We start from the raw sequence: 26224 nt of genomic DNA, 5'->3' as shown, positions 1-26224 counted from the left end.
GAGGCCCGCGCATCGGCGCGCGAGCCTTCGTGTCACCACGGCGCCTGACAAGCACGGTGGAGGCCGCGCGTGGACTCAGTCGCAGCCGATGCGCCGCGTGCTGACCACGACGTTGTCGAGCCACGTCTCGGAGCCCGACGGCCCCAACGGATGGACGAAGCCGTAGCCCACGGCGATGTTGTTGAAGGCGCGCATGCCGACGCTCGTGAAGTCATGCGCCAGCGTGCCGTCCACGTAGACGCGCGTGTTGCCGTGCGTGCTCGACGCGCTGTCGCGGCGGACCTCCCACTCCAGGCACACCCACCGCCCGGCCTCCATGCCCACCCCGATGGGCTCGGGCTGACGGTTCCACCCCTGCCCCTCGCGCATCGTCCAGTCGTCCAGCGCGAAGCCGCTGTCCTGCATCACCTGGAGCTCGAAGCCACCGAAGTCCGATTCGAAGTTGGAGAGCACGAAGAAGGTGCCCATCTGCCCGAACATCCCCGGCAACGAGCGCATGTAGACGTGCGCGCGCACGAAGAGCCGGGTGTCGAACGCGTCGATGCGCCGCCGCAACCGCGCGATGGTGGCGCCCGGCTGCACCCGCTCGTCGCGTCCGTCCACGGTGACGATGTGCAGCGCACCCGCGCCGTTGCGCGTCCGCGTACCATCGACCTGGATCGTGGCGTTCTCGGTCTCCGCCATCCAGTGCGCGGGCGGAGACGCCCCGTCGTCGAACAACTCGCAGAGCAGCGCGCCCTCGGGACACGTACCGGGCTCGGTGCTGGGCCCCGGGTAGTCGTCACCCGCGTCGACTCCCGCATCGGTACCGGCGTCCGTCGTGCCCGCATCGCCACCCGGCGGGTTGTCATCGCCATCATCCGAGCACGCCGGCAGCACACCCAGGGAGAGGACCGCGAGGGGCAGCAGGAGAGACTGCTTGAAACGCATAGGTTCAGGTATCCGAGCAGGCCCGCGGGGCCGGGCATGCGCTGAGGTGAAATGACCGGACGAGCTCCCCGGACCGTTGCCGGCCCGCGCGCACCACTATCACTCGCAGTGCCAGCCGGTCACCTGGGCAAGGCCGACCCGGGGGGCCTCGCGCGACGTGGCGTGCGAGCACCTACCCTGGCGTGCATTTGAATTCATGGCACCCGGAGCCGGACTCGTGCAGGAATCCGCGCCATGAAACTCTTCCATGCTCCCGGCGCCTGTTCGCTGTCCCCGCACATCGTCCTGCGTGAAGGGGGCCTCCCCTTCACGCTCGAGAAGGTGGACATCCGCGCCAAGAAGACGGAGACGGGCGCGGACTTCCTCGCCATCAACGCCAAGGGTTATGTCCCGGCGATCCAGTTCGACGACGGCAGCGTGCTGACGGAGGTCCCCGCCATCCTCCAGTTCCTGGCGGACCAGGTCCCCGACAAGAAGCTGGCGCCGGCCAACGGCACCCTGGAGCGCTACCGCCTCCAGGAGACGCTCTCCTTCATCTCCTCGGAGCTCCACAAGGGCTTCAGCCCGCTCTTCAATCCCGCCCTCCCGGAGGCTGCCGGGCAGTTGACGCGCGAGCGGCTGGCCCTGCGGCTGGGACACGCTGAGTCCGTGGTGGCGAAGCAGGCGTTCATCGCCGGCGACCAGTTCACCATCGCGGATGCCTACCTCTTCACCGTGCTCAACTGGGCCGGTCACACGAAGGTGGACCTGACGCCCTTCCCCGCGCTGCGCGCCTACCACGCCCGCGTGGCCGAGCGCCCCGCCGTGCAGGAGGCCCTGAAGGCCGAAGGTCTCGTGAAGTGACGGCGGCTTTCGTCAAACTGCTCGTCACGGACAGCGCGCGCTCGGTCGCCTTCTACGAAGCGCTGGGCTTCGAGCGTGTGAGCGCTGAGCCGCCCTTTGTCCACCTCCGGTGGGCCGAGGTCCTGGATGTCTACCTGGTCACCCCGCCGCCCCAACTGAAGCTGGAGGGACGGCGCGGTACGGGTGTGCTTATCGGCCTGCGCGCCGAGGCGCCCCACAGCGTGGACGAGGTGCTCCTGCGGGCCCAGGCCCAGGGCGCCGCCGTGGACGGCCCCACGGTGCAGCCCTGGTTCACCCGCGAGCTCATCGTCACCGACCCGGATGGGTACCGGCTGAACTTCATCGAGCCCACGTAGTCTCGCTTCACCGCGGCACAGGGCGAGCGGCTTCCCTTGAGAGCCGCCGCCCACCGCGCCCCCCCGCGCCGGACACGGCCGGTCCGGATATACTGGCAATCCCCAATATCAGGAGGTCACATGCGAGGATTGCTGGGAGCGGTACTGGCGGTCGGGCTGCTGATGGGATGTGGCGGTATCGAAGACGCCGCGGAGTCCGCGGCACCGCAGGGCATCGACGCGCGTGGCGAGGTCGAGGCGATGGCGTGCAATGACTGCGGCTGGCTCTACAACGGCTGCATGCGCAACGCGCCGACGCTTGAAGCCGCGCAGCGATGCGAAGAGTCCCGGCTGCTCTGCGAGTTCACCTTCTGTCCGTGCCCGGGCCTTGGCTGTCCCAGCGCGCAGGCGGAGTAGTTTCGTCACGCGGGGAGGTCCTCGCGCCTGCTCGCCGCCGCGAACGGCAACGTCCGGCAGGTGCCTCCCCAAGCGGCTTCACCTCGCGAGCGGAGCGCAGGGTTCCGGGCCGTGGAAGCCACACGCTTCACACGTTACGGTACGGGCCCGCCGTCCCATGGAATCCCGCGTCGCAGCCCTCTTCGCCCACGTCCGCGAGCACGCCGAGAACCGCCCTGGCGTCTACCGGATGCTCGGGCCGTCCAACGAGGTGCTCTACGTGGGCAAGTCGGTGCGGGTGCGCACGCGGCTGCTGTCGTACTTCCGCGCGGAGGAGCACGAGAAGGCCGCGGAAATCATCGCCCACGCACACCGCCTCGAATGGGAGTACACACCCAGCGAGTTCGCCGCGCTGCTGCATGAGTTCCGGCTCATCAAGTCGCAGCGGCCCCTCTACAACGTGGAGCACAAGCGCGACCGGGGCCACTGCTTCATCCACCTCACGCGAGAAGCCGTGCCGCGCCTGCGCGTCGTGTCCCGCGCCACCGGAGAGAGCGGCGACTACTACGGCCCCTTCCACGGCAGGAGCGCCGTGTCCGACGTGGTGCGCGCGGTGAGCGACCTGCTCGAACTGCGCGACTGCGCGGCGGACACGCCCATGCGACTGGCGGACCAGGGTCTGCTCTTCCCGCTGAAACAAGAGCCGCTGTGCATGCGCGGCCAATTGTCACGCTGCCTGGCGCCCTGCGCATCGGGCTGCACCCATGCGGAGTACAGCGCACGCGTCGCCCAGGCCCGGGCCTTCCTCGAAGGCACCTCCGACACACCGCTGACGCTGCTGCGCGAACGCATGGCGATGGCGGCCCGCCGGCTTCAGTTCGAATACGCCGCAGAGCTGCGAGACCGGGCCGAGCGGCTGGAGTTGATGCGCGGCTGGGTGGTGGAGCTGAGCCGCATGCTCAAGCGCCTCACCTTCGTGTACGCGGTGCCTGGGTATGGAGGCGATGACCGCGTCTACGTGGTGCGCCGGGGCAGCGTGCGCGCGGAGCTGCCCGCGCCCTTCACGACCGAACAGCAACACGCGCTGGAAGCGACCGCTCGCGAAATCTTCGAGCGGCCTGAACCGGAGACGCTCGGCTTCCGAGCGCACGAGGCACAGGAAGTGATGCTCATCGCACGCTGGTTCCGTCTCCATCCCGAGGCGCTGCCTGAAATGCCCTGCCCAACGGAAGCGCCTTCTTGTTGAGCACGGGCCTCGCGGGGCCCTGTTGCTGCCTTCGCATCCGCATCAACGAACATCTGCTCATTGACTTGGTGCGCGAGTTCGAACGCCCCATGGCAATACGCGAGGGGAGCCCGAGCATCGCGGGCGCCTACACCTGGTTGGCCTACGACGAGGCCACGCACCACCCGTTGCAGCACGTTCATCACAACGACGGAATCCCTGTGCTGACATGCGGTGACTGTGGATTCTCCGGCTGCTGGCCCCTGGAGTGCCGCATCGAAGTGCGGGAGGACCGAGTCGTTTGGTGCGATTTCGCCAATCCCCAGCGAGGGCCGAACAGCGCGGCGGGCGAGTGGAGTTACGTCGGCTTCGGCCCCTTCGAATTCGAGCGCCAAGCCTACGAGCACGCCCTCCAGGCACTCATCGCGGGGAGCTGAAAAGCCAACGCCGCCCACGAGGGCCCTTGGCGACTGAACGGGCCTTCGCCATGTCCAGCCACATCGAGCGGGTCCGCGCGTGGAATGCGATGGATTGACGCCTGGGCACCGGCCTCCGAGTCGATACATGGAGTGACTCTTCAGGGCAGGCCATGGGATGGTCCCGACATGCGATGGTTTGGGAGTCGGCCCACGGGTAGAGGAGTCCTGATGCGTGCGCTGACGCGGACGTACGGCGTTGCGATATCGCTGCTGGCCACTCCCGCATGGGCGAGCGACATGTGCCCGCTGGCGATGTTCGTGTTCCTGCCGCCCATCTACCTGCTGGCCCTCACCGCGGCCCTCGTGGGGGCGATCGTCCGAAGCCACAGGGCCGCGGCTGTCTGGCAGTTCATCTTGCTGTTCTGCGCGCTTCCCGCCCTCGGGGTCTTGGCACTCTGCTCGGCGGGCGCCTACCACGGTGACACACTCCGCCATGAGGAGATGCTGACCTGGTCGGCTGTGACGCTTGGGGTGCTGGTCGCGTCATACGTCTGGGGGATTTGGCGCCTGTCGCTGGTGAAGGCACCAGAACCAGCACCGTGAGGCCCAGAGCCGGCGACGCGCCCTGACCGGCGTCAGCGACCCCCTCCTCGTACAGGCGGCCCTACCCGCGTATGGGTCGCCGCGACACGGGTGCATCACGCTCCGTGACGAGGCCAAAGCCGCCCGCGTCCGGACATGTCCGGACATGTCCGGGACAGGCGCCCGCACGCGACAGCGCCGCCGCCCCCACTGTCGTCACCGTGTCAGCGCCGGCTGGCATGACGCGTGCTCGTGAGAGATGGCCGAGTGGGAAGGCGCAGCCGCTCCCCCCGCCTTCATTCCCTGCAAGCGCCCAGCGTCCGTGACCGTGGGCGACGGCAGACGTCTCACGCAGAAACAAACAGCAGTCACCACACCGGAGAGAAGCCCATGATGTTTGCCATGGACGTACCCCCAGCGACGACGCCCCCGGAAAACCAGAGCGCCTACATTGCCAAGGTGGATGCACCGAAGCGTGGAGGGAGCAATCCCTACGGCTTCGAGATGGAGGGAGTGAGGTCGACCGCCCCCGGCACGACCTACTACCTCACCATGGTGAATAAATCCGCCCTGCCGTGGATTTTCTACGTCTACCAGACATTCCCAGAACAGACAGACGAAATCTTCTCACTGGCATGGCTCGCCAGCCCGTACATGATTGTTCCGGGCGCGGAGATTACCTTCAAGTGGGAGATCAACTATTCCTTCGTCTGGGCAGAAACGGGTGAGTTGACGCCTGGCGTTTCGTTCGTGGCAGGGATGTCAATCGATGCGGATCCAACAGCAGGGGACACGACTAATTTTGTGGTACAGCCTGGACCGAACCTGACGCCTGCGAAGCCCGGCAACGCCCCCGGGACCTTGACTATCTACGATGATACGCTTGTCCCCAAGCAAACGTTCTCGGTGGGCATCGGAATGGGGGATGCCGGGACGTTCGCGGCCCAGGCTGGCGCCAATCTCAAGCATGTCTTTACGCCCACGCCCTCGTATTGGGTCGCGGCCGGGGATGACCAGAAAGTGGGGACGGTGCTGGACATCCAGACAGTCACCCAGACGGCTGCGGCCATCTACCCAGACAATACCTACGCACTCACTGCGACGTTACAAGAAGACAATACATGGCTCGTCGAGCCATCAAGCGAACCCCATTGAACATCTTGTTTGATGTCATCGATGGCGCCCGCTGAAAGGACGCGTGACGTCGCGACCTGTCGGCGCACCTCGAGTCATGGAGCGTAGCCTTTCTTCCGTGGCGTGGGCCCCCGAGGATGCTTGCGGAGCATCCTCGGGTCGACGTGCCTTGCCATGTCCACCAGCCCGGGCCCGCTGCTCCGACGTCTAGCGACTGTCTCACCCACGATGGCCGAGAGGGCGGGCCGGCAAATGTCCGGCTTCTGACTGGCGCGGTGCCCCGCGGGGGGGTGTCCTGGAGTCGCAACCAGGTGCACTGTGGCCGACCCATCCCTTTCGGAGCGCCCCATGTTCAACGCCCCCAACTCCGACGTGGCCGCCAGCGCGGCCGAGCCCGACGACAGCCGCCTCCTCCTCACGTCGCTGTCCGACGTGGGACTCCTTTCCAAGGAGCGGGGACGCGCTTTGACAGACAAGCTGAACCGCTTCTTCGAGGCGGTCCGTGCCCCATCCAAGAAGACCGACGAGGCGTTTTGGACGGCGTTCCAGCAGGAGTTCGGCTTCGCCAAGGTCGCGCCCTCCGAGCGCGTCACGCCGATGAACGCCGCCAACCTCTGCCCGGAGCCCGCGGCGCTCATCGAGTCGCTCAACGAGCTGCGCCTCGAATACAACCTCAACGTCTCGCAGCAGATGCGCACCGTGCAGGGCGAGCGGGTGCTCCAGTTGGAGCGGACGCGCAAGAGTCTCGCCTTCGGCTTGGGCCTGAGCGACCCGAACGACCTCGCCATCGTGCGCAACGCCACGGAGGCGAACAACGCCATCAACTGCGGCTTCCGGGGCTGGAGTGCGGACGGGAATGACACCGTGGTGATGTGGGCGGAGAACCACCCCACCAACCGCGAGGCCTGGAAGATGCGAGCCGAGTGGCCCGGCGGTCCGACGCCTTTCAAGGTGGAGGAGGTGTCCTTCCCGACGAACGCCTCGGAGGCGGACATCGCGGCGGCCTTCATTCAGCGAATCACCGCACGCACGCGCTTCGTCACGTACACGGAGACGGCCAACAGCAATGGCTTCCGCATGCCCGAGTCGGTGATGCGCGCAATCTGGGAACACGTGAAGGCGAACCGGCCAGACTGCCACGTCCACATCGATGGCACGATGGCGTGGGGCGCGCGCCCGCTCAACCTGGCGAACGCGTACTGCCACAGCCTCGTCTCCAGCGCCCACAAGTGGTTCCTGGGCCCCAAGGAGACAGGCATCCTCTTCATGCGCAAGGAGAAGGCCCGGAACTTCATGCCGAGCATCTTCGGGTACGACTACCGCATCGTCATCGTGCCGTACCGGGAGCTCCCGGAGAACGCGCTGAGATTCGAGCTCATCGGCCAGCGCGACGACGTGAACATCATCGCACTCGACCTGACCCAAAGGATGTGGGCGGCCCTGCAGCCTCGCAAACCCTACGAGCGCATCGCCCAGCTCGCCCAGCACCTCATGTCACGACTCCAGCAGACGGGGAGCCGGTGGAGGCTCGTCACGCCGAGCGACCCAGCGCGCAGTTGGGGCGTGGTGCGCGTCGAGGCACAGAAGGAGCACCGGGAGAAGACGCTGTACGACTGGCTCTACGAGGACCCGCGCTACCGCATCGCGGGCTCCGGGGACGACAAGACGTTCCGCCTGTGCCCTCACATCTACAACACGCTCGCCGATGTGGACCGAGCCGTCGATGGAATGAATGCCTGGTACGACGACAGGCGTTCGTGATGGACGGGGCCGCGACAGGTGTGTCGACCCACAATTGGGTCGCCGCGTCATGCGCGCATCACATACGTGGTCCCCGTAGCGGGTACACAGCCCTTGCGACGGGGTGAGGCAAGGGAACGAAGCCTTCCGTTCCCAGCTCCTGCAAGGCGGGCACGCATCCTACCGCTGTACACCAGGCCAGAAAGGCAACCGCGAAGTTCACGGACACTCAATCGGGGAGCTGAACGAAGGGCCCTATCAACCGGTAGGGCCCTTTTGTTCTACACGGGCCTCGCGATGAAAATCACGGGGCCTTGGTGCTCAAGCCGCTGAATCCCAAGGGATTCTGGCTCGCGGTGCTGAAGAGGGCGCTCTCGGCCCTCTACCCCGCAGAGCGAGACGCCCCCTCTCCTCCGCCACTGATTGGGCTCTCTGGACCGCTCTTTCACCCGTTTTGGGAAGAGAGAGGCCGAGATTTCCCTCTTTCAAAAGGCCAAAAGGCCACCTGTTGACTGAGAGAGCGAAAGAGGGCTTTCCGTTACTCGGCATTCTCGACTTCGCCTCGCGCACAGACTTTCCGAGAGGGCGCTTAGAAGCTCTTGGCCGCGTCCTCGGCACGGCCCTCTCCCCCGACCTCTCGGCCCTTGTCCGAGCGCCGTGGTGGCTCCATCTGGGCGAGGACAGACAGGTGGAGGATGCGCCCGCGTCCGCCGCCAGCGCCCGCTGCGGGGCCGTGCCGAGCACGTGCTCACCACGGCAGGCACGACTTCTGAGCGCATCATCAAGGCCATGAACGCAAACTCGCAGATGAGGATGAACATCATCTCAGCAATCGATCCTGGTGAAGCATTCAGCATGCTGGAGAGTGGCCGAGCCGTCGCGCTCGTCATGGATGATGTCCTGCTGGCAGGAATGACAGCCCAAGCGAAAACCTGACGGGTGGAGAATCTCAGGCACTCCCCAGTCCCATGAAATCCATGGCCTTGCCATAGCGCGGGTTCACGTCACCGATACCGCCCAAGAACCTGAACCTCCCTCTCTCCGACGGTCTCAAGGCATTGATTTCCAATCCGACCCACAGGGAAGCCAGTCCCGACGCTCGGCGTCAATTGACGCCCCAGGACAGAATATCGTGTCATTGACAAAAAGAAGACCAGTGCAATTGAACCTAAGCACTCCCAGTGCTTTCGTCCTTCATCGCCCCACAGCACCCCATCATCCACAAGCGAGAAGCCCATCCATGGCAGACGCACAAGACACGTCAAAACTCGAACGCATCAACATCAACTATGAGGGTACCCTGCCCTACCCAGGCATTGACCATCTGGGGCGTTGCTACGACTTCATCAAGATGGATCCGTTCGACTTGAGCGCGCGAGTACGAGATGGAGGAGGAGGCATGGCTGGACGCGCCATCGACATTCCCGCCAATCTGGTGAAAGTCGAGTGCTCCGACCAGAGCGTCTATATTCCTCCGGGAACGAAACTCGATTCCGAATCGCGTGGGATGCGGTCGTCGCGCGCAGAAACTTGGTTTGACTCGACGGAGCTGAGCTCAAGCTTTGAAAAAACAGTGAGCAGTGGCCTGAGCATCCCAGGGCTCGTTTCGTTCAGCCAAAGCTCGACCTACAGTGAATTCAACAAGACGACGAGCACCAACGAGAAGATGGAGACGTTCGTCCAAAGTTATTTTGAAGACTGCCATATCGGTTTCCTGAAAAACGTCCACGAGCATCTGCCCATCAACGCCGAGTTTGCCGGGGCGGTCGGAGCACTCAAGACCCAGGACGACTGCACCAAATTCATACAGAAATTCGGCACACACTATGCGCACGAAATCACGTTCGGCGGGAGGATGTACCAGCGCATCAGGATCGACACCAAGACCTATCGAAACCTGAAGGAGTCCGGGAAAGACGTCTCTACCTCCGCAGAAGGCACCTACAAGAAGGCCACCGTCAAGGCGGGGAGCAGCTCGAGCTCATCTTCCAGTTCGGCCTTCGAGTCGAACAGCAACGTTTCAGTCGAAGACATCAAGTGGGTAGGCGGCACACCCCACACGAACTTTGACGACTGGGTCCAGACCATCCGCAAGGACCCCAAACCGGTGCAGATGGAGCTGCGTCCGGTGTACGAACTCTTCACCAGCAATTACTTCAAAAGCGACAGCAAGATTGCCGACAAGAAGAAGCTGATGGAGAAGGCCGTCACGGACTACATCAAGGCCAACGCATACATCAAGCCGGCCCTGCAGGAACTGGCCAACAAGAAATTCCATTTCATCAACCGCTGGCGTGCAGACATCGGAGAACGGCGCGTAGACATGCACCTCTCCTACCAGGGGAACAGCCTCGAACTCTACGGCAAGAACAATACGACGGACCTGACCCCCTGGCTGCTCGTGCCAGTGCCCAACACGGTCGATCAATTCTACATTCAAAACAAATGGAAAGAGAGTGAAAACGAAAGACGTCTCGACATGTACATCGGATTCAGCGGGGACAACATTGTCCTCACTGGGAAGAGCGACCACGAGAACCTGACACCCTGGCGCTTCATCCCCGTCCCAAACAGGCCCGGCGAGTATTACGTCAGGAGTCGCTGGAAGGCGGAGCAGGGCGACCGGCGCACTGATTATCACATGGCATTCACGGGCGACAACGTCGAGCTCTACCACAAGGACAATCGATACGACCTCACTCCGTGGAAACTCGTGCCGGTCACGGGTTGAAAGCCGCATCTCTCCAGGTGAGCTGCTCTCCTTGAGCATCGACACGACACAAGAATGACCTGGTCTCGACATCGGGGACAGCACAGCGCGCCAGCGGTACCGTCTTCTGACTGGCGCGCATTCGCACCCGTGGGCAACATACGTGCAACACAGCAGCAGGAGGTGGGCGCTCTTTTCCTCGCAGCGAAGACCCATCCGCTCAACTACAAGTCAAACAAGCCGAACCTCCAGCTCTTTCGCGCAAGCCTCAGATGAATCGTCGAAGCTCGCGAGTGTCCTGATGTCGATGAAGAGTGAGTCGGTGCCGAAGGCATTCTTCCCGCGGAAGGAACTCTTCACAATCCAGTAGGCATCGCGGGCAACGGGAGCCGACGACGAGACATGCTCATAGCTGTCCGGGTCGTCCGTCACCTTCTTGAGCGCGAGGACACGTCCTCTTCATGAGCGCGACTTGCTTCCGCCTTCTGCCGCGCCGCTTCGATGGATGCCGCCTTCGCAGCTTCGCTGCGCGACTTCTCGTTCCCGATGGCGCCGAAGACGACAATGCCAGAAGCAATTGCGCCAATGACGGCAGCGCTGCGGTGCTTGGAGTTCTTCTTCCTGAAGATTGCGATGGCCCCAGCGAGGGCGCCCACTCCCAGCACCGCTCCAGGGTATCCAAGCCTCATGACCCAGCCCATGAAGGCCAGCACGAAACAGGAGGCGATGAGCATGGCAAGGACGGGCATCCCCTTCTGCGGCGTCGGCTGCGAAGGAGGAGGCGAACGCGGTTGAGAAGGAGAGGCCTGACTCATGCCGGGGTGATGCCGCCTTCCCTACTCCCCTCGTCAAGCCGCTACTCCGGCTCTTGGTGAGTCTCTCTCTGAGGGCCGAAGACCGCCCCGAAGAATCGCTCCGTGCCTGCACGTCGCTGTCTCTGCCCGCGAACAGAGACTCTCCAGGGGCCGCTCGTCCATGCCTTCAGGCGCGACACGTCCGAAGGCAGAGCACAACCTCTTCGTCCAGACCGCTCAAGGGTGAGTCCCCAACTCCTCGAAGCCCCAGGGAAGGCTCGCTACTGTTGTCCTCCGGTGAGGAGCAGAGCTCGATGCAGTCATGGCACAGCACGCGGAGAAGGCTGCCCGTGGCGCTGACTGGCGCCGGCTGTGGACATGGGCCCTTGGGGCTGTACTGTCGCCAACGCCACCAGCCGCGCCTCCGGGTCCGTCGTCGAGGCATGCGTCGCGTTGCCTCGCTTCTGCCCGTGAAAGTTCACCGTCGGGGTGCCCTTGTCGTCGGGCGGCTCCTTCTCCTCCTTCGGGCGAAACGACTTCAGGGACGCCCAGGCCGCAATGAGGCTGCCATCCACGCTGAAGTGCTCGCTGCTGGTGAGCCCCGCGCTTTGCGCCTGGCCCATCACCGCCATGAAGAATCTCCGGGCGACGTCGTGCTCCAGCAGCCAGTCCCGGTTCTGCGAGAAGGTGCTGTGGTCGAAGGAGACGTCCTCCATCCCCGTGTCGAGGAACCACCGGTACAAGAGGTTGTGGTCGAGCCGCTCGCTTCTCACGGAGTAGAACGCCATGAGGAGGCAGGACTTCAGCAACGGCTCCGGCGGGATGCTCGGCCGACCGGTGCCGCTGTACATCGCGTCGAACGTCGGCAAGAGCGCCGCCAGCGCGGCGTCCGCCATGTCCTTCACCCTGCGCAGCGGATGGCCCGCGGGCACCCGGTCTCCCGGCGTCCGCAGGCTGAAGAGCGTCGTCTGCTGCTCGGGCCGTCCGCGCTTCGCGCCCTCCGTCACATGGAGGACACCACGCCACGGTGCGGGGTGTCGATCCCCCAGAGGGGTTTCTCGACAGCCTGCTAGCTCGCCCGCGCATAGCGGCCCGGAGACTGGCCCACGCGCCGACTGAACGCCGTGGTGAAGGTGCTCGCGGAGCTGTACCCGACGCGCTCGGCGACCTCATTGATGGCGAACTCCCGGCGACGCAGCAGCCCCCTCGCGACGGCCATCCGCCAGTCCAGCAGGTACTCCATCGGGGGCCGCCCCACGGTGCGCGTGAAGCGGTCAAAAAACGCCGAGCGCGAGAGCGCCGCGCTCTTCGCGAGCTGCGCCACCGTCCAGGACCGCGTGAGGTGAGCGTGCATCTGCCGTATCGCAGGGGCAATCCTCACATCCGCCAGGCCGCGCAGGAGCCCTGGAGGGGCGTCGTCGCTCGAGGTCGACCGCAGCGCCTCGATGAGCAGCAGCTCCACGAGACGCGTGAGCACAAGGTCCCGGCCCGAGCGCTGGTCGCTCGCCTCGTCGCGGACGAGTCCCACCAGCGGAGAGAGCCGCTCCACGCCGCGCACGTGCACCAGGGCCGGGAGCAGCGACACCATCAGGGCCGCGTCAGGCGAGTCGAAGACGAAGTAACCGCCGAGCATGCGCACGTCGGGACGGCCACCACGCGTGCCGTAACGCACCTCACCCTTCGGCGAGGCCGACGCCTTGGCGTCGATGCGCTCGGGCACCACCGGCTCGAAGCCGGACATGGTGAAGCCCGGCGTCGCCGGCAGGAGCACGAAATCGCCCGCTTGGAGCGTGAGGGCGGGCTGGCCGTCGACAGCAAGTCGGCAGCTCCCTTCGAGGACAGCACTGAAGCTCGGCTGGCCAAAGTCCGAGTAGCGAACCCCCCAGCGACCTGCGCCGCTGATGCCCTTCGAGAAGACGGCGCGGGGTTGAAGCAAGGCGATGACTTCCGTGAGGGGGTCGGTCATGCCCGGACTCTAACAAAAGAAATATGGACCATGCATGGTGGAGCGTCCTGCGTGCCGCGCGTACCTTCGGACCATCAACGCCACACACATCGCGGCAAACCAAGGGGTCGAAATGAAGGCAACGTACGGGTTCCGGGCGACGATGACTGCTCTGCCGGGAAAAGGCGATGAACTGGTGGCGCTCTTGCTCACCGCGGTGAGTGGCGCCGGCCTCGTCACCAACAAGGACTGCGTCCTCTATCGGGTGGGGCGCTCCGCGAGCAACCCAGACACCGTCTACGTCACGGAGGGGTGGACCACGAAGGAGGCGCACGCCGCGAACTTCGCGAGCCCACGCTCCCAGGCGCTTGTCGCCGAACTCGCCCCGCTCGTCACGGGCGAGGCGCAGTACCAGGACGAAGTGCCCGTTGGCGGCAAGCTCAACGCGGGGGTGGTGTCATGAAGACGGTGCTCATCACGGGTTGCTCCTCCGGCTACGGACTTGAGACGGCGCGCCACTTTCACGCGCAGGGATGGAGCGTGGTTGCCACCATGCGAACTCCCCGCGAGGACACCCTCCCTCGTTCGGACCGGATGCATGTGGTGGCGCTCGACGTGACGAAGCCCGAGAGCATCACGGCGGCGCTGGAGGCGAGCGGGCCCATCGATGTGCTCGTCAACAATGCGGGCATCGGGCTCATGGGGGCCTTCGAGGCCACGCCGATGGCCACGGTGCGTGAGGTGTTCGAGACGAACGTCTTCGGGGTGATGGCGATGACGCAGGCGGTGCTGCCCCAGTTTCGCGCACGCAAGTCGGGCGTCGTCGTCAACGTGACGTCCAGCGCGACGCTGGCGCCCATGCCGCTGGTGGCCGTGTACACCGCGAGCAAGGTGGCCATCGAAGGGTTCACCGCGTCGCTCGCCTTCGAGCTCGAAGCCTTCAACGTGCGCGTGAAGCTCGTCGAGCCGGGCTATGGCCCGAGCACCCGCTTTACGAGCAACGGAAGCGCCCGCATGGAAGGGCTGTTCCCCGAGGCGTATGCGCCGTTCGCACAGCGCATCTTCGCTTCCTTCGGGCAGCCGGCCGCGGTGACGCGCGAGTCCGACGTGGCCGAAGGGGTGTGGCTTGCCGCGAACGACACGTCGGCGAAGCTCCGTTATCCCGCGGGCCCTGATGCGGTCGCACTGGCACGGCTGGCATGAGCAAGCTCGGTGAGGCATGGACGTCGCTGAGCGGGTTTCTGCTGCTCGGCGTTGGGTGGCTCGCATTCGAGCACTACTACTTGTGGGCACGTCTGGTCCGGGATGTCGGCATCCCCAAGCCAGCCGCTTCGGCGCTGACCTGGAGCCTGGTTGTCCTCGCGGTCAGCATTCCCGCGGGCGTGTTCGCGAGCCGTCTGGTGCCTCCCGACGTGTCAGTGTGGTGGCTCACGCCGGTCTCCGTGTGGATTGGCGTGTCCACGCTCTTGCTGATGTCGGTCGTGGTGGTGGACGCAATGCAGGTCGGCGCTTCCATGTCGTTTGGGGGCTCCGAGCCACTGGACGCTGGTCGCCGGCAGGCGTTGGCGCGCATGAGCGCGATGGTCGCGGTGACGGTCGGCGTCGTCGCCAGCGGCTGGGGGCTTCGAGAAGCCCGCCGGGTTCGCGTCAAGCGGGTGGAGATTCCCCTGAAGAAGCTGCCGCCCGAACTCGACGGACTGAGCATCGTCCAACTGTCGGACATCCACATCGGGCCGATGATTGGTCGGGGTTTCGTCGAGCACGTCGTGAAGGCGGTGAATGCGCTGGCGCCAGACGTCGTGGCCATTACAGGAGACTTGGTGGACGGAAGCGTCGAGGACCTCGGGCAGCACGTCGCGCCGCTCGCGAACCTCACCTCCACCCATGGCACCTACTTCGTCACGGGCAATCACGAGTACCACGCGGATGCGAGTCGGTGGTGCGAGTACCTCGGCCAGCTCGGCGTGCGAGTCCTGCGCAACGAATACGTGGAACTGGGAAGTGGCGAGCAGGTGCTCCACCTTGCGGGTATCGACGACTACGAGTCGGCCAACTTCGACATCGGCCATCGGGTTGACCTCCCAGGGGCTGTGGCGGGCCGGGACACGCGTCGGGCGCTCGTTCTTCTGGCGCACCAGCCCAAGGCCGTCCACGAAGCCGTCCTGCACGAAGTCGACCTGCAGTTGTCGGGGCACACCCACGGAGGGCAACTGTGGCCGCTGGGCTGGCTGCTGCGCTTGGGGCAACCGATGGTCGCGGGTCTCGCCAGGTTCAGCGAGACCTGGGTCTACGTCAGCAGCGGCACGGGTTTCTCGGGGCCGCCCATGCGAGTCGGCGTTCCCGCGGAGATTACGCACCTCGTCCTGCGAGCAGCGTGACGAGGTGCCGATGCAGGCAGCGGAAAGCCCAAGGCACTCGGGATGCCCATGAGGCGACTCAAGTCTCGTCTCGGGAAATCAACGTCTGGGTTTAAATCCTAGAAGCTCCCAAGCAGGCAGTACCGATACAGCCTCACGAGCGTCGCTTCATCGCGGCCACGCTCCAACACGGAAAACAGACAAGCCATGAAGACACTTCACCTGGTCGACCCCGCCGTGCGCGACATCGTCGCCTCCATGAAGGCTTTTGACCCCGCGCAGGAGCCGCTGGCGACGTTCCGCGCCCAGCTCCTCGCGAGCTATGCGCAGATTGCCGCTCCAATGCCTCACGCACGGGAGGAGCGCTGGGTGCCGGGACACCCCGAGGTGCGAGTGCTGGTGTACCGGCCGCACAACCCGCCTCCGGTGTTGGGGGCCATCCTCTATGTGCACGGCGGCGGCTACATCGCGGGCGTCGCGGAGATGACGGATGCGGCGTGCGTGCAACTCGCCGAGGAGTACCAGTCGCTCGTCGTGAGCGTCGACTACCGCCTCGCGCCGGAGACTCCTTTCCCCGGCCCCGTGGAAGACTGCTACGCGGCGTTGAGTTGGTTGATGCGAGAGGCGCCCGCCTTCGGGGTCGACGCTTCGCGGGTCGTCATCATGGGGCACAGTGCTGGCGGAGGGCTCGCGGCGGCGACCGCGCTCTTGCACCGTGACCGCGGCGGCGCTCCCCTGGCGGGCCAGGTCCTCATCTACCCGATGCTCGACGCCCGCACCGGAACGCCGGACGCTCCGGTCGACAACCCAAGCATTGGCGAGTTCGGGTGGACGCGTTCGCTCAATCAATTCGCGTGGCGGGCGCTGCGGGGTAGCGCCGCGATTCCGAAGGAGCGCGAGGGCCACTACTCGCCCTCGCTGGCGTCCGGGCTCGAGGGATTGCCTCCGACGTTCCTCGCGGTGGGGGGCGTGGACCTCTTCCTGGAGGAGGACGTCGACTACGGGCTGCGCCTGTCCCGCGCGGGCGTGCCCGTCGAAATGCACGTCTACCCAGGCGGCATCCATGGCTTCGACTTGTTCCCGACAGCCTCCGCAGCCCGATTTGTCGCTGACCTTCGGAGTGCACTCGCGCGTTTGCTTCGATGATTCGGGAGAGGTGTGCCTACCCAAAATTCGACTCTGCGCCATGAGCCCGTGAAGGCTGCATTTAGCCGTGCGTCACCGCGCGTGAGCGAGGCGCGTGGGGGACCGAGACCACCGAGAGCCCGTAATGGCGAAGGGAGAGGTGGAGCACCGGGGGCGGCAGCGGGGCGCACCATGCTGCTGCTGCGCGCGGCCAGGCGGGCCGCGATTCGCCATGGGATCCCAATCTGGTGTCTCATCCATCCGGTGCGGACAACCTTGCGCGTCATGGTGGCCCGTCTCTCTGCCCGGTATCAGAGAGAGAGAACGACGAAATGCAATGCGCTCATTTCGACTCCAAGCGCTTCGCGACCGCGACGGTGTCCCACGCGCCGGTCATCGCGGTCTGTTGGTCTTTGCCGACCCGCACGGCCCTCGCTTCGACGATGAGCAGCTTCGCGTCGTCCATCGACACCAACGTCGGCTGCGACAGCGCGAGCTCGGCGAGCACGGTGGCGGCGCGCTGTCGGTACAACTTGAGGTAGTCGGCGTGCAGTGGGCTGGTGCCGGCGCGGCAGCTCGCGAGCATTTGCCAGCCGAGACGACGCCGCTCCTCGGGGGCCTCGCTCGCGTCGAGCGCGAGTGACAACGCGTAGAGCGAGCCGCTCATCGACAGCAGCTTCTTCGCGGTTGCTCGCGCGCCCGGAAAATCTCCGGCGGCGACCTGATCGAGCCCACGCATCAACGCCAGGTGAAACGCCATCTCATCGTGTGCGCGCTCAACGGGAACCGTGATGTCGGCGGGCACCTCGACGAGCTGCTTCACCTTCGGACGCGGCGCGCGGTCTTGGAGCAACGCGATAAGGTGGCCAACCCGCGCGGCGAGCCAATCGTCGAACGTGCCCAGCCTCTCGAGCTCGCGCTCTTCGAACGACTGCATCAGATGATGCTCTTCGAAGCGAATGACGAGCGCTTCACCGTGCTCGTTCTTCACGCGCGCGTCGAACGCGAAGCTGTCGCTGTAGCCATCGTGAAAGACCCACAGGTGCTCCGACGCTTCTTCACCCGCAAGATCGTAGAGGTCGATGCAACCGTTGGCATCCGGCAAGTCGACGAGCGTCCACGCGCCGGTGTTCTGCAACGAGAACGCACCATCGGGAGCGTCGGTGTCGGGCGCGAGCCAGGTCAGCGAACCATGCATCTGGAGGAACACGCGATACGACGCCGGCACGAAGTCGGGCACCAACACGTCGAAGGGTGCCCCCTTCAGCCAACGTCCGACACGCTTCGTCGCGGTGCCCAGCTCGAGGCCCCTCGGCGCCTTCTTCTGCGCTTCCAACACGATGCCGCGATGTGCACCTTCCGCGACGAAGGCACACAACTTCTCGACTACGGCATGCCCGCGCCGGCCGTCTCCACTTTCCATGATACGCTCTCCGCACTGCAGGTGACTGCGCCCTAGCATGACTGGCGTCGACAGCACCAGCTCGCCTCAGGCCTGCGTGGCCATGTCGAACCACCCGAGCTGCGAGACAAACATCGCCAGCTCGGGAACTCTGGTTCGAAGGCCATCCCACAGTTCGGACACGTGCCCGGCTTGTCCTGTCGGAGCTCTGGATGCATCGAAGCCCGACTCAGTCACAGTAGTACGTCGGAGCCAGCTCCAGGACGCGCTGCTCCGCGATGGGGGAGAGCGCGCGCAGGCGTGAGAGGAAGAGGGGTGCCTTCATCCCCATTCCGATGAAGCCCCAGACATACGAACGCTCCTGGGACTCGGACAGGTGCTTGTGTTCCTCCGGGGTGAACGCGCGCCCCACCGCCTTCTCCAGCGTCTGGAGATCGAGCGCGAGCTGGGCGTTCAACGTTCCCCGCAGCGCCTGGAGCAACTCCCCGTACTCCGTGAGGGCCGCGTCCAGGGTGTCGGGCTCCCGGGCGAGGATCTTCTGCGCCTCCAGGAAGTCCAGCCGGGTGTGCTGCGCCTCTTCGAGCCAGTGGTGCTTGAGCAGGTTGCAGAACAGCGGATCCAACGTCTCCGTCTTGTTTCCGCGAACCGTCTCCAGATAGTGCTGCTGCGTCATCAGCTCCAGGTGCAGGTTGAAGATGAGCACCCCCAGGTTCGACTTCGCCATGATGGCCCGCGCCACCTCGACGTGGTTGTCGAGCAGGGCGGGGACCACCTTGAACCCTCGGGCGAACGCGCCGGTGAAGCGCGCGAAGAGCTGCTGGTGCTTCAGCTCCTCCTCCGTGAAGCGCAGGAGCGCGCGCATGTGCGTCGCGTTCCCGTGCAACTCCAGGCTGGCGCGCTGGGCGGCCAGGGCCACGGCGTACTCCTCCAGGAACAGGAACAGGTGCGCATAGCTGTTGGAGCGGATGTGATTCAGCATCAGCCGCTCCTCCGCGCTCAGGAAGGGAATCGCGTCCGTGCCTGTCAGCGCATCCGAAAGGAACCGGTGACTGAAATCCAGGACCGTGTCCTTGGGAAACAGTTCATCAAGACGCCAGGACACCTTCTCCGAACTCTGAATACAGGATTGATATTCTGGAGTTTGATTCAACATTCCATTTGCAAGCGAATCACTGGTTTGCATTTTCAGGTCCGGGCAGGAGCGCCGCGCGCTCAGACGTTGATGCGCTGGGGGATGGCCGAGCAAAGGATGTCGGAACAGGCTGACATGCGGGCCCGTGCATCTGCAACGCCAATGCCAGTCCTCACGTGTGCGAACGGACGCCCTGCTCCGGCAAGCGCATCGTGCGGGGCTCCCCCTGCGTGGGAGGCGCGGCCCTGGGACCTGAGCCGTTACAAGGCGCCTGCCTGACACGTCATGGGGTGTCGCTGACGTGTCAATGACAGGACGCGCATCCTCTCAAGCGAGGAGCCTTCGGGTCGAGGCAGGAAGGCCCCAGCGGGCCTCCGCGCTGCCTCAGACCTGGGGAGCCCCTGGGGCGGTGACATCTCCCGCCCCAGGCAAAGCACGCAAGGCTAGGGCTGCAACGCCTTGCGCTCCTTCGCGCAGACCTGGAGCAGCTCCAGCATGCTCATGCTGGACCCACCGATGTCGAACTTCTGATCCTTGAAGTCGGGGTAGCGGTTCTCGAGGATGCGCCCCTCCGCGATGCAGTCGTTGAGCTGCGCGAGCGCCTCGCTCTTGCGCCCCTTGGAGAGGTGGGCCTTCGCCGCGTCGTAGGCCTTCCGCTGGCCCTCCTGGAACCGGAGCTCCACGTCGACCCGCTGGAGGGGCGCCTGCAGGGCCTCGGCCCGCTGGGCGCACCGGGCCATCACGTCCTGGGGCCCGGTGCGGACCCCGTCCACGAGCACGTCGACCGCCGCGAGGCCGGCGTTCTCCTTCACCATCCGGGCGCCCTCGTCCTGGCAGGTCTTCAACGTCGCCGCCGCGCTTGCGTACAAGGCCCGACGCTTGCGCAGGTCCGCGGAGGACGCGGCGGATGCAGACGCCTTGCCCGCGACGTCCAGCGCCTCACCCGTCAGGCGGCGCAGCGCCCTCGCCTGCTTCGCGAACTCGAGCGCCTCGACCAGCTTCAGCCAGTCGGCGCGCGAGCGCTCGGCGGCCGCCGCGTAGCCAGCGTCCTGCCGCTCCAGCGCCGAGTGCGTCTCGAACAACTGCATGACCTCGTCCACGCTCTTCGAGGCCGTCTCCACCTCGGCGTCGGTCGCGGAGATGGCCTTGGCGACCTCGAGCTTCTCCTTCGTGGTGGCCAGCCGGGACGCGAGCTGGACCCGGGCATCCGCCGCGGCCAGGACGACCTTCCGCCGGTGGATGCGGTCGTTCAGCTCCGCCATGCGCTCCTTCGACTCCTTCGCGTACAGGGCGTAGTCGCGGTCCTTCTTGACGAGCGCGACGCCAGCCTCCAGCACCACGCCAATCTGCTTGACCGCGTTCTCCGCCTCCTGGAGCTGCGCCTCCGACGGCGTCTCCTTCTGGACCTGGGAGACCAGCGCCACCGCGTTCTTCCGCGCCTCGTCCACCTTCGCGCGCTGCTGCTGCAAGTCGACCTCGTACCGGCGCCGCTCCATCGTCGCCTTGCCGTCCTTCAGCAACTGACGCGCCTCGGCGGCGGACGGGCTGATGGCGGGGTTCTTCACGTGGACCGTCTCGAGCGTCTTCTCCAAGACGACCATCGCCGTCTTCGCCTCCTCGAACTGCTCGGCGGTCGCGGACCGCTTCTCCACGTTCCGCAGCGCCTGGACGACCTCGGCGCGCGCCGCGTCCAGCGTGCGAACTTGCAGCGCCACCTCCACCTCGACGAGCGTGTTCTTCACCTCGGTGAGGTACTGGCCAATGGCCTGACTCCGCGCGGCCTGCGGCTCGTACTTGTCCACCAGCTTCCGGACGACGAACGCCGCCGTCTTCGCCTCGGCGAGCTGCTCGGGCGTGGGCCGCCTCGCCCGGAGCGCCTTGGCGGACGCGCGGAGCTCTTCATGGGCGGGCTCCAGCTCCACCTTCACCCGCGAGACTCCCGCCTGCACCACCAGCTCGTCCATCCGGCGCTTGGCCTGGGTGACCTCGGCGCGGGCCTTGTCCGCGTCCGCGCGATAGGCCTTGTCCTGAGCCTCGAGCGGCCTGCCCTCCTCGAGCTGCTTCTGCAGCGCGGACACCGCCCTGTCGGTGGCCGCGAACTTCTCGTCCGACCAGGCCTTGCCCACCTCGGTGAGCGCGCTCGCCAGGCTCTTGCGGCTCTCGTCAAGCAGGCCCCGCTGCTTCTGCGCCGACAATTGCAGCCACCGCTCGTCGAGCGTCTTCCGGTGACGGGCGAGGGTCGCCTCGACCTCGGTGAGGTACGTGGAGAACTTCGGGTCCTGGCTCTTGAGGGGCCGGCCCTCCGCCGCCAGCTTCTCGAGCGCGTCCACCGCGGCGCGGGCCTCGTCCATCGCCTTGGCGCCCGGGTCACCCTGGCCAAGCTTCGCCATGCGCTCGTTCAAGGGCGCGAGCGCGCCGTCAATGCGCCGACGGTACTCGTGGATATGAACCTTGGCCCGGCGCTCGTCGACGTACTCCCGCTGCGTCCGGAGCTGCTTGCGCGCCGCCAGGACCAGCTTCGCGTACTCGAGGTCCTCCGTCTCGAAGCTCGCTCCGGCATCGAGCGCGACCTTCAGCGCCTCCACCGCCGCGAGGGCGGCGTCCAGGTCGGCGTTGCGCGGCGGCTCCACTTCGATGCGCTGCACCGCCGTCGCGAGGTCAGCGCGAGCCCGCTCCACTCGCTTCGAGGCCTCCCCGATGGACTTCGCGGCGCCAGCCTCGGCGGGCGCGGCGAAGGTTTCGGCGGAAGCGAGGATGAAGAACCCGAGCAACATCAGCCTTGAAGTGCGTACCATTCACGCCAACCTACTACAGCGAGACGGAAGCGCCCTGCATAGTGTCCACCCCGCGCCATGCATCGGACAGGTGGGAGCGCTGAGGGGGCCTGACTCCCGGACAGGACGAGGATTCTCAAGCCTCAGGAGTTGTCGGAGAGGGGGTGTCCGACAGGCGCACATGAAGCGGAGCGTCCGCGCCCGTCAGCACGTACGTGGACTTGTCCTCGCGTGCGTCGAAGGCCGCAGAGGAAGCAGGGTGGGCCCAGGTCTTCCCCCGTCCAGGATGGCGCTGAACCGCAGCGGAGAGCCCCCCAGGGGCCTTCACGCCGGCGAAGGCGAATTCGGGGTCGAACCCGACGTTGCGATTGGCGACGTTCGGGCTCGGGAACATGGGCTCAGGCTGACCGGACTTCTCACCCGCGACGCTGTTGTTCTTCCACAGGTTGAAGGTGCCCTGCATCGTGACGAGCCAGGGCCATCCCTTCACGAGCGTCTGCGTGATTCAGCCCGGATGCCACGCTACGGGGGAGAAGAGAGTGTGAGTCCATCCCGACGCGGGGAATTGGCATGACAGGATTGACGTTTCAGCGGCGCGCTGCGAGCAGGCCGAAGATTCCCTACCAAGCCAGGCGATTTATCAAGCGAAGGACCGTGACCCGACAGGGAGCGTCTCACCGGGTGAACACACGTAAGACATCGGAGGGAGTGAAGGCTTCTTGCGAGGTCATCCCATTGTCCCGCGGACTCGGGCATCCTTTTCACCAGTCGCATCGGGAGCCGCGCGAGCGCCCCTCAACTCGGACAAGGAGCCAGACATGAAGAGCCGATGGATGAACGCAATGGTTGTCGCTGTGGCGATGGCGATGACGGCCTGTGGTGGAGTGGAAGAGGACGTGGCGCCAGATCAGGTGCCGGCCGTGGACCTCCAAGCCGCCGAATCCGAGGACACCTACCAGCAGGCCATCTCCTGTGACCCGCAGGGCCGCTGCCCTCCTGGCTTCGTCTGCGGCCTCCGCTGGACCTGTCGCTACGTCGGCGGACGCGATCTCATTCCATCGCACGGGGCACAGGACTGACGGTGGGCAGGGACCGAGGCCCGCGGCCGGCGAAACGCCACCCGCGGGCCCCGGGACAACACGTCAGGGCCAGCAGAACCAGCCATTCTGCACCACGCCATCCACGCCACAGCCGCCCCAGCCGTGGCCGGAAACCCACTCACTGCCACCGCTGTACACGGTGAAGGTCTGGGGGTAGCCAATCGTACAAGTCGAACCGTTGGGGCGACGCACCGTCAGGGAGTCCGCACAGACCATGAGCCGCTTCCCATTGTCAGCCGCCGTCGCGTAGTAGTACGGGCCCGCCATCGCGGACACCGTGCCCTCGCCGTCATTCTGCGACGCGGGCGCCACCGGCGCCTCCTGCTGGGACTCCGGAGCCAGCTCCTCCCCTCCACAGCCAACGAGCAGGGCGGTCGCAGCGAGCATGGATGCAATCAAACGCATGGGTGTACTCCAGTTGGGGTGTGCATGCTAAGACGATTAGTCCGGCTAAACCAGTTTAAGCCAGCATTTGATTTCCGCCAATGCGTCCACCGTCCTGGTGGCCCCCGGAACGACCTCTTTTTGACAATGCAGCAGGCATCAATCCCTGACACCCCGCGTCGGGAACGTGTGACATGGCCGGGCATGACACCTGACCCGGCGCATCCATGCCTCTCCACCTGATTGACGCTCACCGCTCCGTCTCCGCGCTCCGCTCTTGCGCGAGGAGAATCAGCTTGGCGCGGCTGGGCACCGCCAGCTTGACGAACACCCGCTTCAAGTGCGTCTTCAATGTGTTCAGCGAGCTGCCCATGTCGTCCGCGATGGTCTGGTTGTCCCAACCATTCAAGACACGCTCCACCACGTCCAACTCACGAGGGGTGAGGCGCTTGCGCCACTGCGTGGGAACCTGGGCCGCGTGAACCACCTCCTGGAACAACAGCGCCCAGGGCGTCCTCCCCGAAAGGCCTGGCAACCGGAGGAAGGTCACCTTCAAGCTCCGCCCCGGCCGCCGGAACGTCAGGACGTCCTGCTCGGAGAGCCTCCGCGGTCCGGAGCGACTGAGGTCCTCCAACACGCCCAGGAGGACCTGGGGCAGACCGAAGCGGCCACAGGGCGCATCGGGAAACCAGCGATGGAGCAGCGCCGTGGAGCGGGGCGTGCGCATCAGCTCGGCGTTGGGAGGGCTCAGCACGATGCTCTCGAGCCCCGTATGACGGAAGAGCTGCTCCAGGAGGTCTCCCTGGCGGGCCATGTCTCCCAGCATGAGGCAGTTGCGGATCGTCCTCGCCAGGATGGGCGTCAGGCGCTGGAGAAAGGCCCGCTCCCGTTCCGAGAAGGCCTTCCGGTTGTCCCGGTACAGGGTGAAGCCGCCGTGCCAGCCAAGGCCCATGTCCAGCGCCACCGCCATCACACGCTCCACCCGCATGTCCAGCTCGAGGCAGTGCGAGTACATGGCGCTGTTCCACATCTCCTGGCGCGACAACATCTCGGAGTCTCGCAGCACGGTGTTGGGCTGCTGAATCACCGCGGAGCTCACGAAGCACTCGTCCGAAATCTCGGGGTAGAGGTCAAAGAAGGCCTGAGGCATGTCGCGCACCATCGGCCAGTCGTACTGATGGGGCGCACCGGGCCTGGACACGCAGAGCCCTCCAAAATCCGCGGCCAGCACGCGTGACAGGATTTCGTAGGAGTTCGAGAAGACTTCCGTCAGGTCCAGCGAGCTGGTCAGCGCCGTCATCACCTCCAAAAGCACCTGCTCTCCCTGTCTGAAATCCGGCGACCCCTTCACGCGCATGACGTTCCTCCACGTCTGGATTCAAGCGTAGGCACGACACTCAAAGCATTTCCCAGGTCCGTGGGGCCTGTAAAATTACGGTAAATACCACTATTTCCGGAAGCCCTCTCCTTGCCATATGACAGGCATCGCCCCCGATGACCGACGACACCCTCAGCGCCGAACACGCCCCCTCATTTGAAAGTGAAACCGGCGCGGCGACGCTCTTCCTTGCCTATACGCGTCACGCGTTCATCGAGGATGAGCGTCATGGGCTTGGCAGCGGCGCGACGCTCCTGGGCCGTGGCGCCCCCCTCTTCCCCCGGGTCGCCCTGGACGACGCCCGGCTCTCCCGGGGCCATGCGCGCATCGAACGCGCCGGGGGGACCTGGTTCGTCGAAGACCTGGGAAGCCACAATGGCACCCATCTCAATGGACGACCGCTCACGGGACGCGCCCCGCTCGCGTGGGGGGATGTCCTTCGAATGGGGGACACGCTGTTTGTCTTCGCCGAGGCCCCCGAGCCCCCGAATGACGAACAACCCATGGAGGGGCTGGTGGGCAGGAGCGCGGCGCTGACGCGGCTCCACCGCGACCTGGAGCGGGCAGCGCGGTATGTGCAGTCGGTGCTCATCCTGGGCGAGACCGGGACGGGCAAGGAAGTCGTGGCGCGCGCGCTCCATGAGCGGAGCGGCCGAACGGGGCCCTTCATCGCGCTCAACTGCGGAGGCATCGCGGAGAGCGTGCTGGACAGCGAGCTGTTCGGGCATGTGCGCGGCGCGTTCACGGGCGCGGCGTCCTCCCGGGACGGTCTTCTGCGCGAAGCGCATGGGGGCACGCTGTTCCTGGACGAGTTGGGGGAGATGCCGCCCATGCTCCAGGTCAAGCTGCTCCGCGTGCTGGAGACGCGGCGGGTCCGCGCCCTGGGAGGAACGCAGGAGGTCCCCATCGACGTGCGGGTGCTCGCGGCCACCCACCGGGACCTCGTCTCCCAGGTGAATGAGGACACCTTCCGCGCGGACCTCTACGCGCGGCTCGTCCAATGGCGCCTCCTGATGCCGCCCCTGCGCGAGCGCCGCGAGGACATCGCGCCCATCGCGCTCCACCTGCTCGGCCGCATGAAGGCCGAGTCGCGGCCCATCGACGTGAGCCTCGCCGAGGCGCTGCTCCTGCATGACTGGCCTCTCAACGTGAGGGGCCTGCTCAACGTGCTCTCCATCGCGGTCATCGCTTCGGACGGGGGGCCGTTGAAGTGGGGGGGGCAGGTGGAGCAGGAGCTGAAGGCGGAGCAGCGGATGCTCGCGGCCAGAGCCTCCGCGCCGCCAGCCGTGGAGGAGGCGTCCTCCCAACCTCCTGCTCCGCGTCCGGCGCGCGCCATCGACTCCACCCCTCAGGAGTTGGAGACCCACCTGCGCGCGCACCAGGGCAAGGTCGCGGAAGTCGCCCGGCACCTCGGGTGCTCGCGGCAGCAGGTGTACCGGTGGATCGAGGACTTCGGACTCGAACTGGACCACTACCGCGCGCCCCCACCGCGCCTCAGTTGAGACTTCCCAGAGGGTCC

General features: G+C 65.8%; 27 protein-coding genes. 16 read left to right on the top strand and 11 right to left on the bottom strand.

Annotation, left to right across the window (positions count from 1 at the left end):
* Positions 1–75: 75 nt before the first annotated feature.
* Entirely contained in the window at positions 76–930 is an 855-nt protein-coding gene (locus A176_RS03730; protein ID WP_002633428.1) for a hypothetical protein, read from the bottom strand.
* A 234-nt stretch (positions 931–1164) separates the two neighbouring features.
* On the opposite strand from A176_RS03730, the gene gstA reads away from it, so the two are divergent.
* The 10 genes from gstA to A176_RS03685 all read left to right on the top strand — a co-directional run bounded on the left by gstA (position 1165) and on the right by A176_RS03685 (position 10335).
* Entirely contained in the window at positions 1165–1773 is a 609-nt protein-coding gene (gene gstA, locus A176_RS03725; RefSeq protein WP_002633429.1) for a glutathione transferase GstA, read from the top strand.
* A complete protein-coding gene (locus A176_RS03720; RefSeq protein WP_002633430.1) occupies positions 1770–2129 on the top strand; it encodes a VOC family protein in 360 nt (119 codons plus the stop codon). Before gstA ends, A176_RS03720 begins: the two co-directional genes overlap by 4 nt.
* A 120-nt stretch (positions 2130–2249) precedes the next feature.
* A complete protein-coding gene (locus A176_RS03715) occupies positions 2250–2525 on the top strand; it encodes a hypothetical protein (protein WP_002633431.1) in 276 nt (91 codons plus the stop codon).
* Positions 2526–2682: 157 nt separating this feature from the next.
* Positions 2683–3750, top strand: a complete 1068-nt coding sequence (locus A176_RS03710) for an excinuclease ABC subunit UvrC (RefSeq protein ID WP_002633432.1) — start codon at positions 2683–2685, stop codon at positions 3748–3750.
* An 89-nt stretch (positions 3751–3839) separates the two neighbouring features.
* Positions 3840–4166, top strand: coding sequence for a hypothetical protein (locus A176_RS03705; protein WP_144429497.1), 327 nt, complete (start codon positions 3840–3842; stop codon positions 4164–4166).
* A gap of 210 nt (positions 4167–4376) precedes the next feature.
* Positions 4377–4751, top strand: a complete 375-nt coding sequence (locus A176_RS03700) for a hypothetical protein (protein ID WP_044889722.1) — start codon at positions 4377–4379, stop codon at positions 4749–4751.
* Between the two features lie 369 nt (positions 4752–5120).
* Entirely contained in the window at positions 5121–5885 is a 765-nt protein-coding gene (locus tag A176_RS03695) for a hypothetical protein (protein ID WP_021781127.1), read from the top strand.
* Between the two features lie 327 nt (positions 5886–6212).
* Positions 6213–7625, top strand: coding sequence for an aminotransferase class V-fold PLP-dependent enzyme (locus A176_RS03690; protein ID WP_002633434.1), 1413 nt, complete (start codon positions 6213–6215; stop codon positions 7623–7625).
* 723 nt (positions 7626–8348) lie between these two features.
* The gene (locus tag A176_RS38550) at positions 8349–8540 is read left to right on the top strand and encodes a transporter substrate-binding domain-containing protein (protein WP_002633435.1); all 192 of its coding nucleotides are present in this window, start codon (positions 8349–8351) and stop codon (positions 8538–8540) included.
* 304 nt (positions 8541–8844) lie between these two features.
* A complete protein-coding gene (locus tag A176_RS03685; protein ID WP_144429496.1) occupies positions 8845–10335 on the top strand; it encodes an MAC/perforin domain-containing protein in 1491 nt (496 codons plus the stop codon).
* Between the two features lie 407 nt (positions 10336–10742).
* On the opposite strand, the gene A176_RS03675 is transcribed toward A176_RS03685, so the two are convergent.
* The 3 genes from A176_RS03675 to A176_RS03665 all read right to left on the bottom strand — a co-directional run bounded on the left by A176_RS03675 (position 10743) and on the right by A176_RS03665 (position 13074).
* Positions 10743–11048: a hypothetical protein gene (locus tag A176_RS03675; protein WP_021781128.1), complete on the bottom strand. Its 306-nt coding sequence runs from the start codon at positions 11046–11048 to the stop codon at positions 10743–10745.
* A 380-nt stretch (positions 11049–11428) separates the two neighbouring features.
* Entirely contained in the window at positions 11429–12115 is a 687-nt protein-coding gene (locus tag A176_RS03670) for an IS5 family transposase (RefSeq protein ID WP_002633438.1), read from the bottom strand.
* A gap of 62 nt (positions 12116–12177) precedes the next feature.
* Positions 12178–13074 (bottom strand): AraC family transcriptional regulator, encoded by an 897-nt coding sequence (locus A176_RS03665; RefSeq protein ID WP_002633439.1) that lies wholly within the window; start codon positions 13072–13074, stop codon positions 12178–12180.
* A 112-nt stretch (positions 13075–13186) separates the two neighbouring features.
* Here A176_RS03665 and A176_RS03660 point away from each other — a divergent pair, with 112 nt between their 5' ends.
* The 4 genes from A176_RS03660 to A176_RS03645 all read left to right on the top strand — a co-directional run bounded on the left by A176_RS03660 (position 13187) and on the right by A176_RS03645 (position 16556).
* On the top strand, positions 13187–13516 hold the full coding sequence (locus A176_RS03660) for a putative quinol monooxygenase (RefSeq protein WP_044889809.1): 330 nt from the start codon (positions 13187–13189) through the stop codon (positions 13514–13516).
* Positions 13513–14256, top strand: coding sequence for an SDR family oxidoreductase (locus tag A176_RS03655; protein WP_002633441.1), 744 nt, complete (start codon positions 13513–13515; stop codon positions 14254–14256). The genes A176_RS03660 and A176_RS03655 overlap by 4 nt, the downstream gene beginning before the upstream one ends.
* The gene (locus A176_RS03650; RefSeq protein ID WP_002633442.1) at positions 14253–15431 is read left to right on the top strand and encodes a metallophosphoesterase; all 1179 of its coding nucleotides are present in this window, start codon (positions 14253–14255) and stop codon (positions 15429–15431) included. Before A176_RS03655 ends, A176_RS03650 begins: the two co-directional genes overlap by 4 nt.
* Positions 15432–15617: 186 nt before the next feature.
* Positions 15618–16556, top strand: a complete 939-nt coding sequence (locus A176_RS03645) for an alpha/beta hydrolase (protein ID WP_002633443.1) — start codon at positions 15618–15620, stop codon at positions 16554–16556.
* A 322-nt stretch (positions 16557–16878) separates the two neighbouring features.
* Here the strand turns inward: A176_RS03645 and A176_RS03640 are convergent, their stop codons facing one another.
* From A176_RS03640 to A176_RS03625, 5 genes are all read right to left on the bottom strand, one after another.
* The gene (locus tag A176_RS03640; protein WP_002633444.1) at positions 16879–17958 is read right to left on the bottom strand and encodes an SMI1/KNR4 family protein; all 1080 of its coding nucleotides are present in this window, start codon (positions 17956–17958) and stop codon (positions 16879–16881) included.
* A gap of 32 nt (positions 17959–17990) precedes the next feature.
* Entirely contained in the window at positions 17991–18155 is a 165-nt protein-coding gene (locus tag A176_RS41135) for a heavy metal-binding domain-containing protein (protein WP_226994183.1), read from the bottom strand.
* 11 nt (positions 18156–18166) lie between these two features.
* The gene (locus A176_RS03635) at positions 18167–19090 is read right to left on the bottom strand and encodes a hypothetical protein (RefSeq protein WP_002633445.1); all 924 of its coding nucleotides are present in this window, start codon (positions 19088–19090) and stop codon (positions 18167–18169) included.
* A gap of 422 nt (positions 19091–19512) precedes the next feature.
* Positions 19513–21864, bottom strand: a complete 2352-nt coding sequence (locus tag A176_RS03630; RefSeq protein ID WP_002633446.1) for a hypothetical protein — start codon at positions 21862–21864, stop codon at positions 19513–19515.
* 115 nt (positions 21865–21979) lie between these two features.
* Positions 21980–22333 (bottom strand): hypothetical protein, encoded by a 354-nt coding sequence (locus A176_RS03625; protein WP_049872232.1) that lies wholly within the window; start codon positions 22331–22333, stop codon positions 21980–21982.
* A 343-nt stretch (positions 22334–22676) separates the two neighbouring features.
* On the opposite strand from A176_RS03625, the gene A176_RS03620 reads away from it, so the two are divergent.
* Positions 22677–22922 carry a hypothetical protein gene (locus A176_RS03620; protein ID WP_144429495.1) on the top strand — a complete coding sequence of 82 codons (246 nt, stop codon included), beginning with the start codon at positions 22677–22679 and terminating at the stop codon, positions 22920–22922.
* A 63-nt stretch (positions 22923–22985) separates the two neighbouring features.
* On the opposite strand, the gene A176_RS03615 is transcribed toward A176_RS03620, so the two are convergent.
* Together A176_RS03615 and A176_RS03610 are read right to left on the bottom strand one after the other, a co-directional pair.
* On the bottom strand, positions 22986–23348 hold the full coding sequence (locus A176_RS03615; RefSeq protein ID WP_002633449.1) for a hypothetical protein: 363 nt from the start codon (positions 23346–23348) through the stop codon (positions 22986–22988).
* A gap of 229 nt (positions 23349–23577) precedes the next feature.
* A complete protein-coding gene (locus A176_RS03610) occupies positions 23578–24684 on the bottom strand; it encodes a helix-turn-helix transcriptional regulator (RefSeq protein ID WP_002633450.1) in 1107 nt (368 codons plus the stop codon).
* A gap of 137 nt (positions 24685–24821) precedes the next feature.
* Between A176_RS03610 and A176_RS03605 the strand changes: the two genes are divergently transcribed.
* Positions 24822–26207, top strand: a complete 1386-nt coding sequence (locus tag A176_RS03605) for a sigma 54-interacting transcriptional regulator (RefSeq protein WP_021781130.1) — start codon at positions 24822–24824, stop codon at positions 26205–26207.
* Positions 26208–26224: the final 17 nt, after the last annotated feature.

The sequence above is a fragment of the Myxococcus hansupus genome (genome assembly GCF_000280925.3).
GTDB lineage: Bacteria > Myxococcota > Myxococcia > Myxococcales > Myxococcaceae > Myxococcus > Myxococcus hansupus.
The sequence above is the reverse complement of the archived record's forward strand: the minus strand, read 5'-3'. Positions and strand labels throughout refer to the sequence as shown.

What these genes read in the sequence shown, in the direction of transcription:
- A176_RS41135 (WP_226994183.1), bottom strand. Translation starts at nt 18,155, where the DNA reads ATGCATCCAGAGCTCCGACAGGACAAGCCGGGCACGTGTCCGAACTGT.
- A176_RS03660 (WP_044889809.1), top strand. Translation starts at nt 13,187, where the DNA reads ATGAAGGCAACGTACGGGTTCCGGGCGACGATGACTGCTCTGCCGGGA.
- A176_RS03630 (WP_002633446.1), bottom strand. Translation starts at nt 21,864, where the DNA reads ATGGTACGCACTTCAAGGCTGATGTTGCTCGGGTTCTTCATCCTCGCT.
- A176_RS03730 (WP_002633428.1), bottom strand. Translation starts at nt 930, where the DNA reads ATGCGTTTCAAGCAGTCTCTCCTGCTGCCCCTCGCGGTCCTCTCCCTG.
- A176_RS03655 (WP_002633441.1), top strand. Translation starts at nt 13,513, where the DNA reads ATGAAGACGGTGCTCATCACGGGTTGCTCCTCCGGCTACGGACTTGAG.
- A176_RS03675 (WP_021781128.1), bottom strand. Translation starts at nt 11,048, where the DNA reads ATGCTCATCGCCTCCTGTTTCGTGCTGGCCTTCATGGGCTGGGTCATG.
- A176_RS03665 (WP_002633439.1), bottom strand. Translation starts at nt 13,074, where the DNA reads ATGACCGACCCCCTCACGGAAGTCATCGCCTTGCTTCAACCCCGCGCC.
- A176_RS03645 (WP_002633443.1), top strand. Translation starts at nt 15,618, where the DNA reads ATGAAGACACTTCACCTGGTCGACCCCGCCGTGCGCGACATCGTCGCC.
- A176_RS03605 (WP_021781130.1), top strand. Translation starts at nt 24,822, where the DNA reads ATGACCGACGACACCCTCAGCGCCGAACACGCCCCCTCATTTGAAAGT.
- A176_RS03615 (WP_002633449.1), bottom strand. Translation starts at nt 23,348, where the DNA reads ATGCGTTTGATTGCATCCATGCTCGCTGCGACCGCCCTGCTCGTTGGC.
- A176_RS03695 (WP_021781127.1), top strand. Translation starts at nt 5,121, where the DNA reads ATGATGTTTGCCATGGACGTACCCCCAGCGACGACGCCCCCGGAAAAC.
- A176_RS03635 (WP_002633445.1), bottom strand. Translation starts at nt 19,090, where the DNA reads ATGTTGAATCAAACTCCAGAATATCAATCCTGTATTCAGAGTTCGGAG.
- A176_RS03685 (WP_144429496.1), top strand. Translation starts at nt 8,845, where the DNA reads ATGGCAGACGCACAAGACACGTCAAAACTCGAACGCATCAACATCAAC.
- A176_RS03705 (WP_144429497.1), top strand. Translation starts at nt 3,840, where the DNA reads ATGGCAATACGCGAGGGGAGCCCGAGCATCGCGGGCGCCTACACCTGG.
- A176_RS03690 (WP_002633434.1), top strand. Translation starts at nt 6,213, where the DNA reads ATGTTCAACGCCCCCAACTCCGACGTGGCCGCCAGCGCGGCCGAGCCC.
- gstA (WP_002633429.1), top strand. Translation starts at nt 1,165, where the DNA reads ATGAAACTCTTCCATGCTCCCGGCGCCTGTTCGCTGTCCCCGCACATC.
- A176_RS03620 (WP_144429495.1), top strand. Translation starts at nt 22,677, where the DNA reads ATGAACGCAATGGTTGTCGCTGTGGCGATGGCGATGACGGCCTGTGGT.
- A176_RS03640 (WP_002633444.1), bottom strand. Translation starts at nt 17,958, where the DNA reads ATGGAAAGTGGAGACGGCCGGCGCGGGCATGCCGTAGTCGAGAAGTTG.
- A176_RS03650 (WP_002633442.1), top strand. Translation starts at nt 14,253, where the DNA reads ATGAGCAAGCTCGGTGAGGCATGGACGTCGCTGAGCGGGTTTCTGCTG.
- A176_RS03610 (WP_002633450.1), bottom strand. Translation starts at nt 24,684, where the DNA reads ATGCGCGTGAAGGGGTCGCCGGATTTCAGACAGGGAGAGCAGGTGCTT.
- A176_RS03710 (WP_002633432.1), top strand. Translation starts at nt 2,683, where the DNA reads ATGGAATCCCGCGTCGCAGCCCTCTTCGCCCACGTCCGCGAGCACGCC.
- A176_RS03715 (WP_002633431.1), top strand. Translation starts at nt 2,250, where the DNA reads ATGCGAGGATTGCTGGGAGCGGTACTGGCGGTCGGGCTGCTGATGGGA.
- A176_RS03700 (WP_044889722.1), top strand. Translation starts at nt 4,377, where the DNA reads ATGCGTGCGCTGACGCGGACGTACGGCGTTGCGATATCGCTGCTGGCC.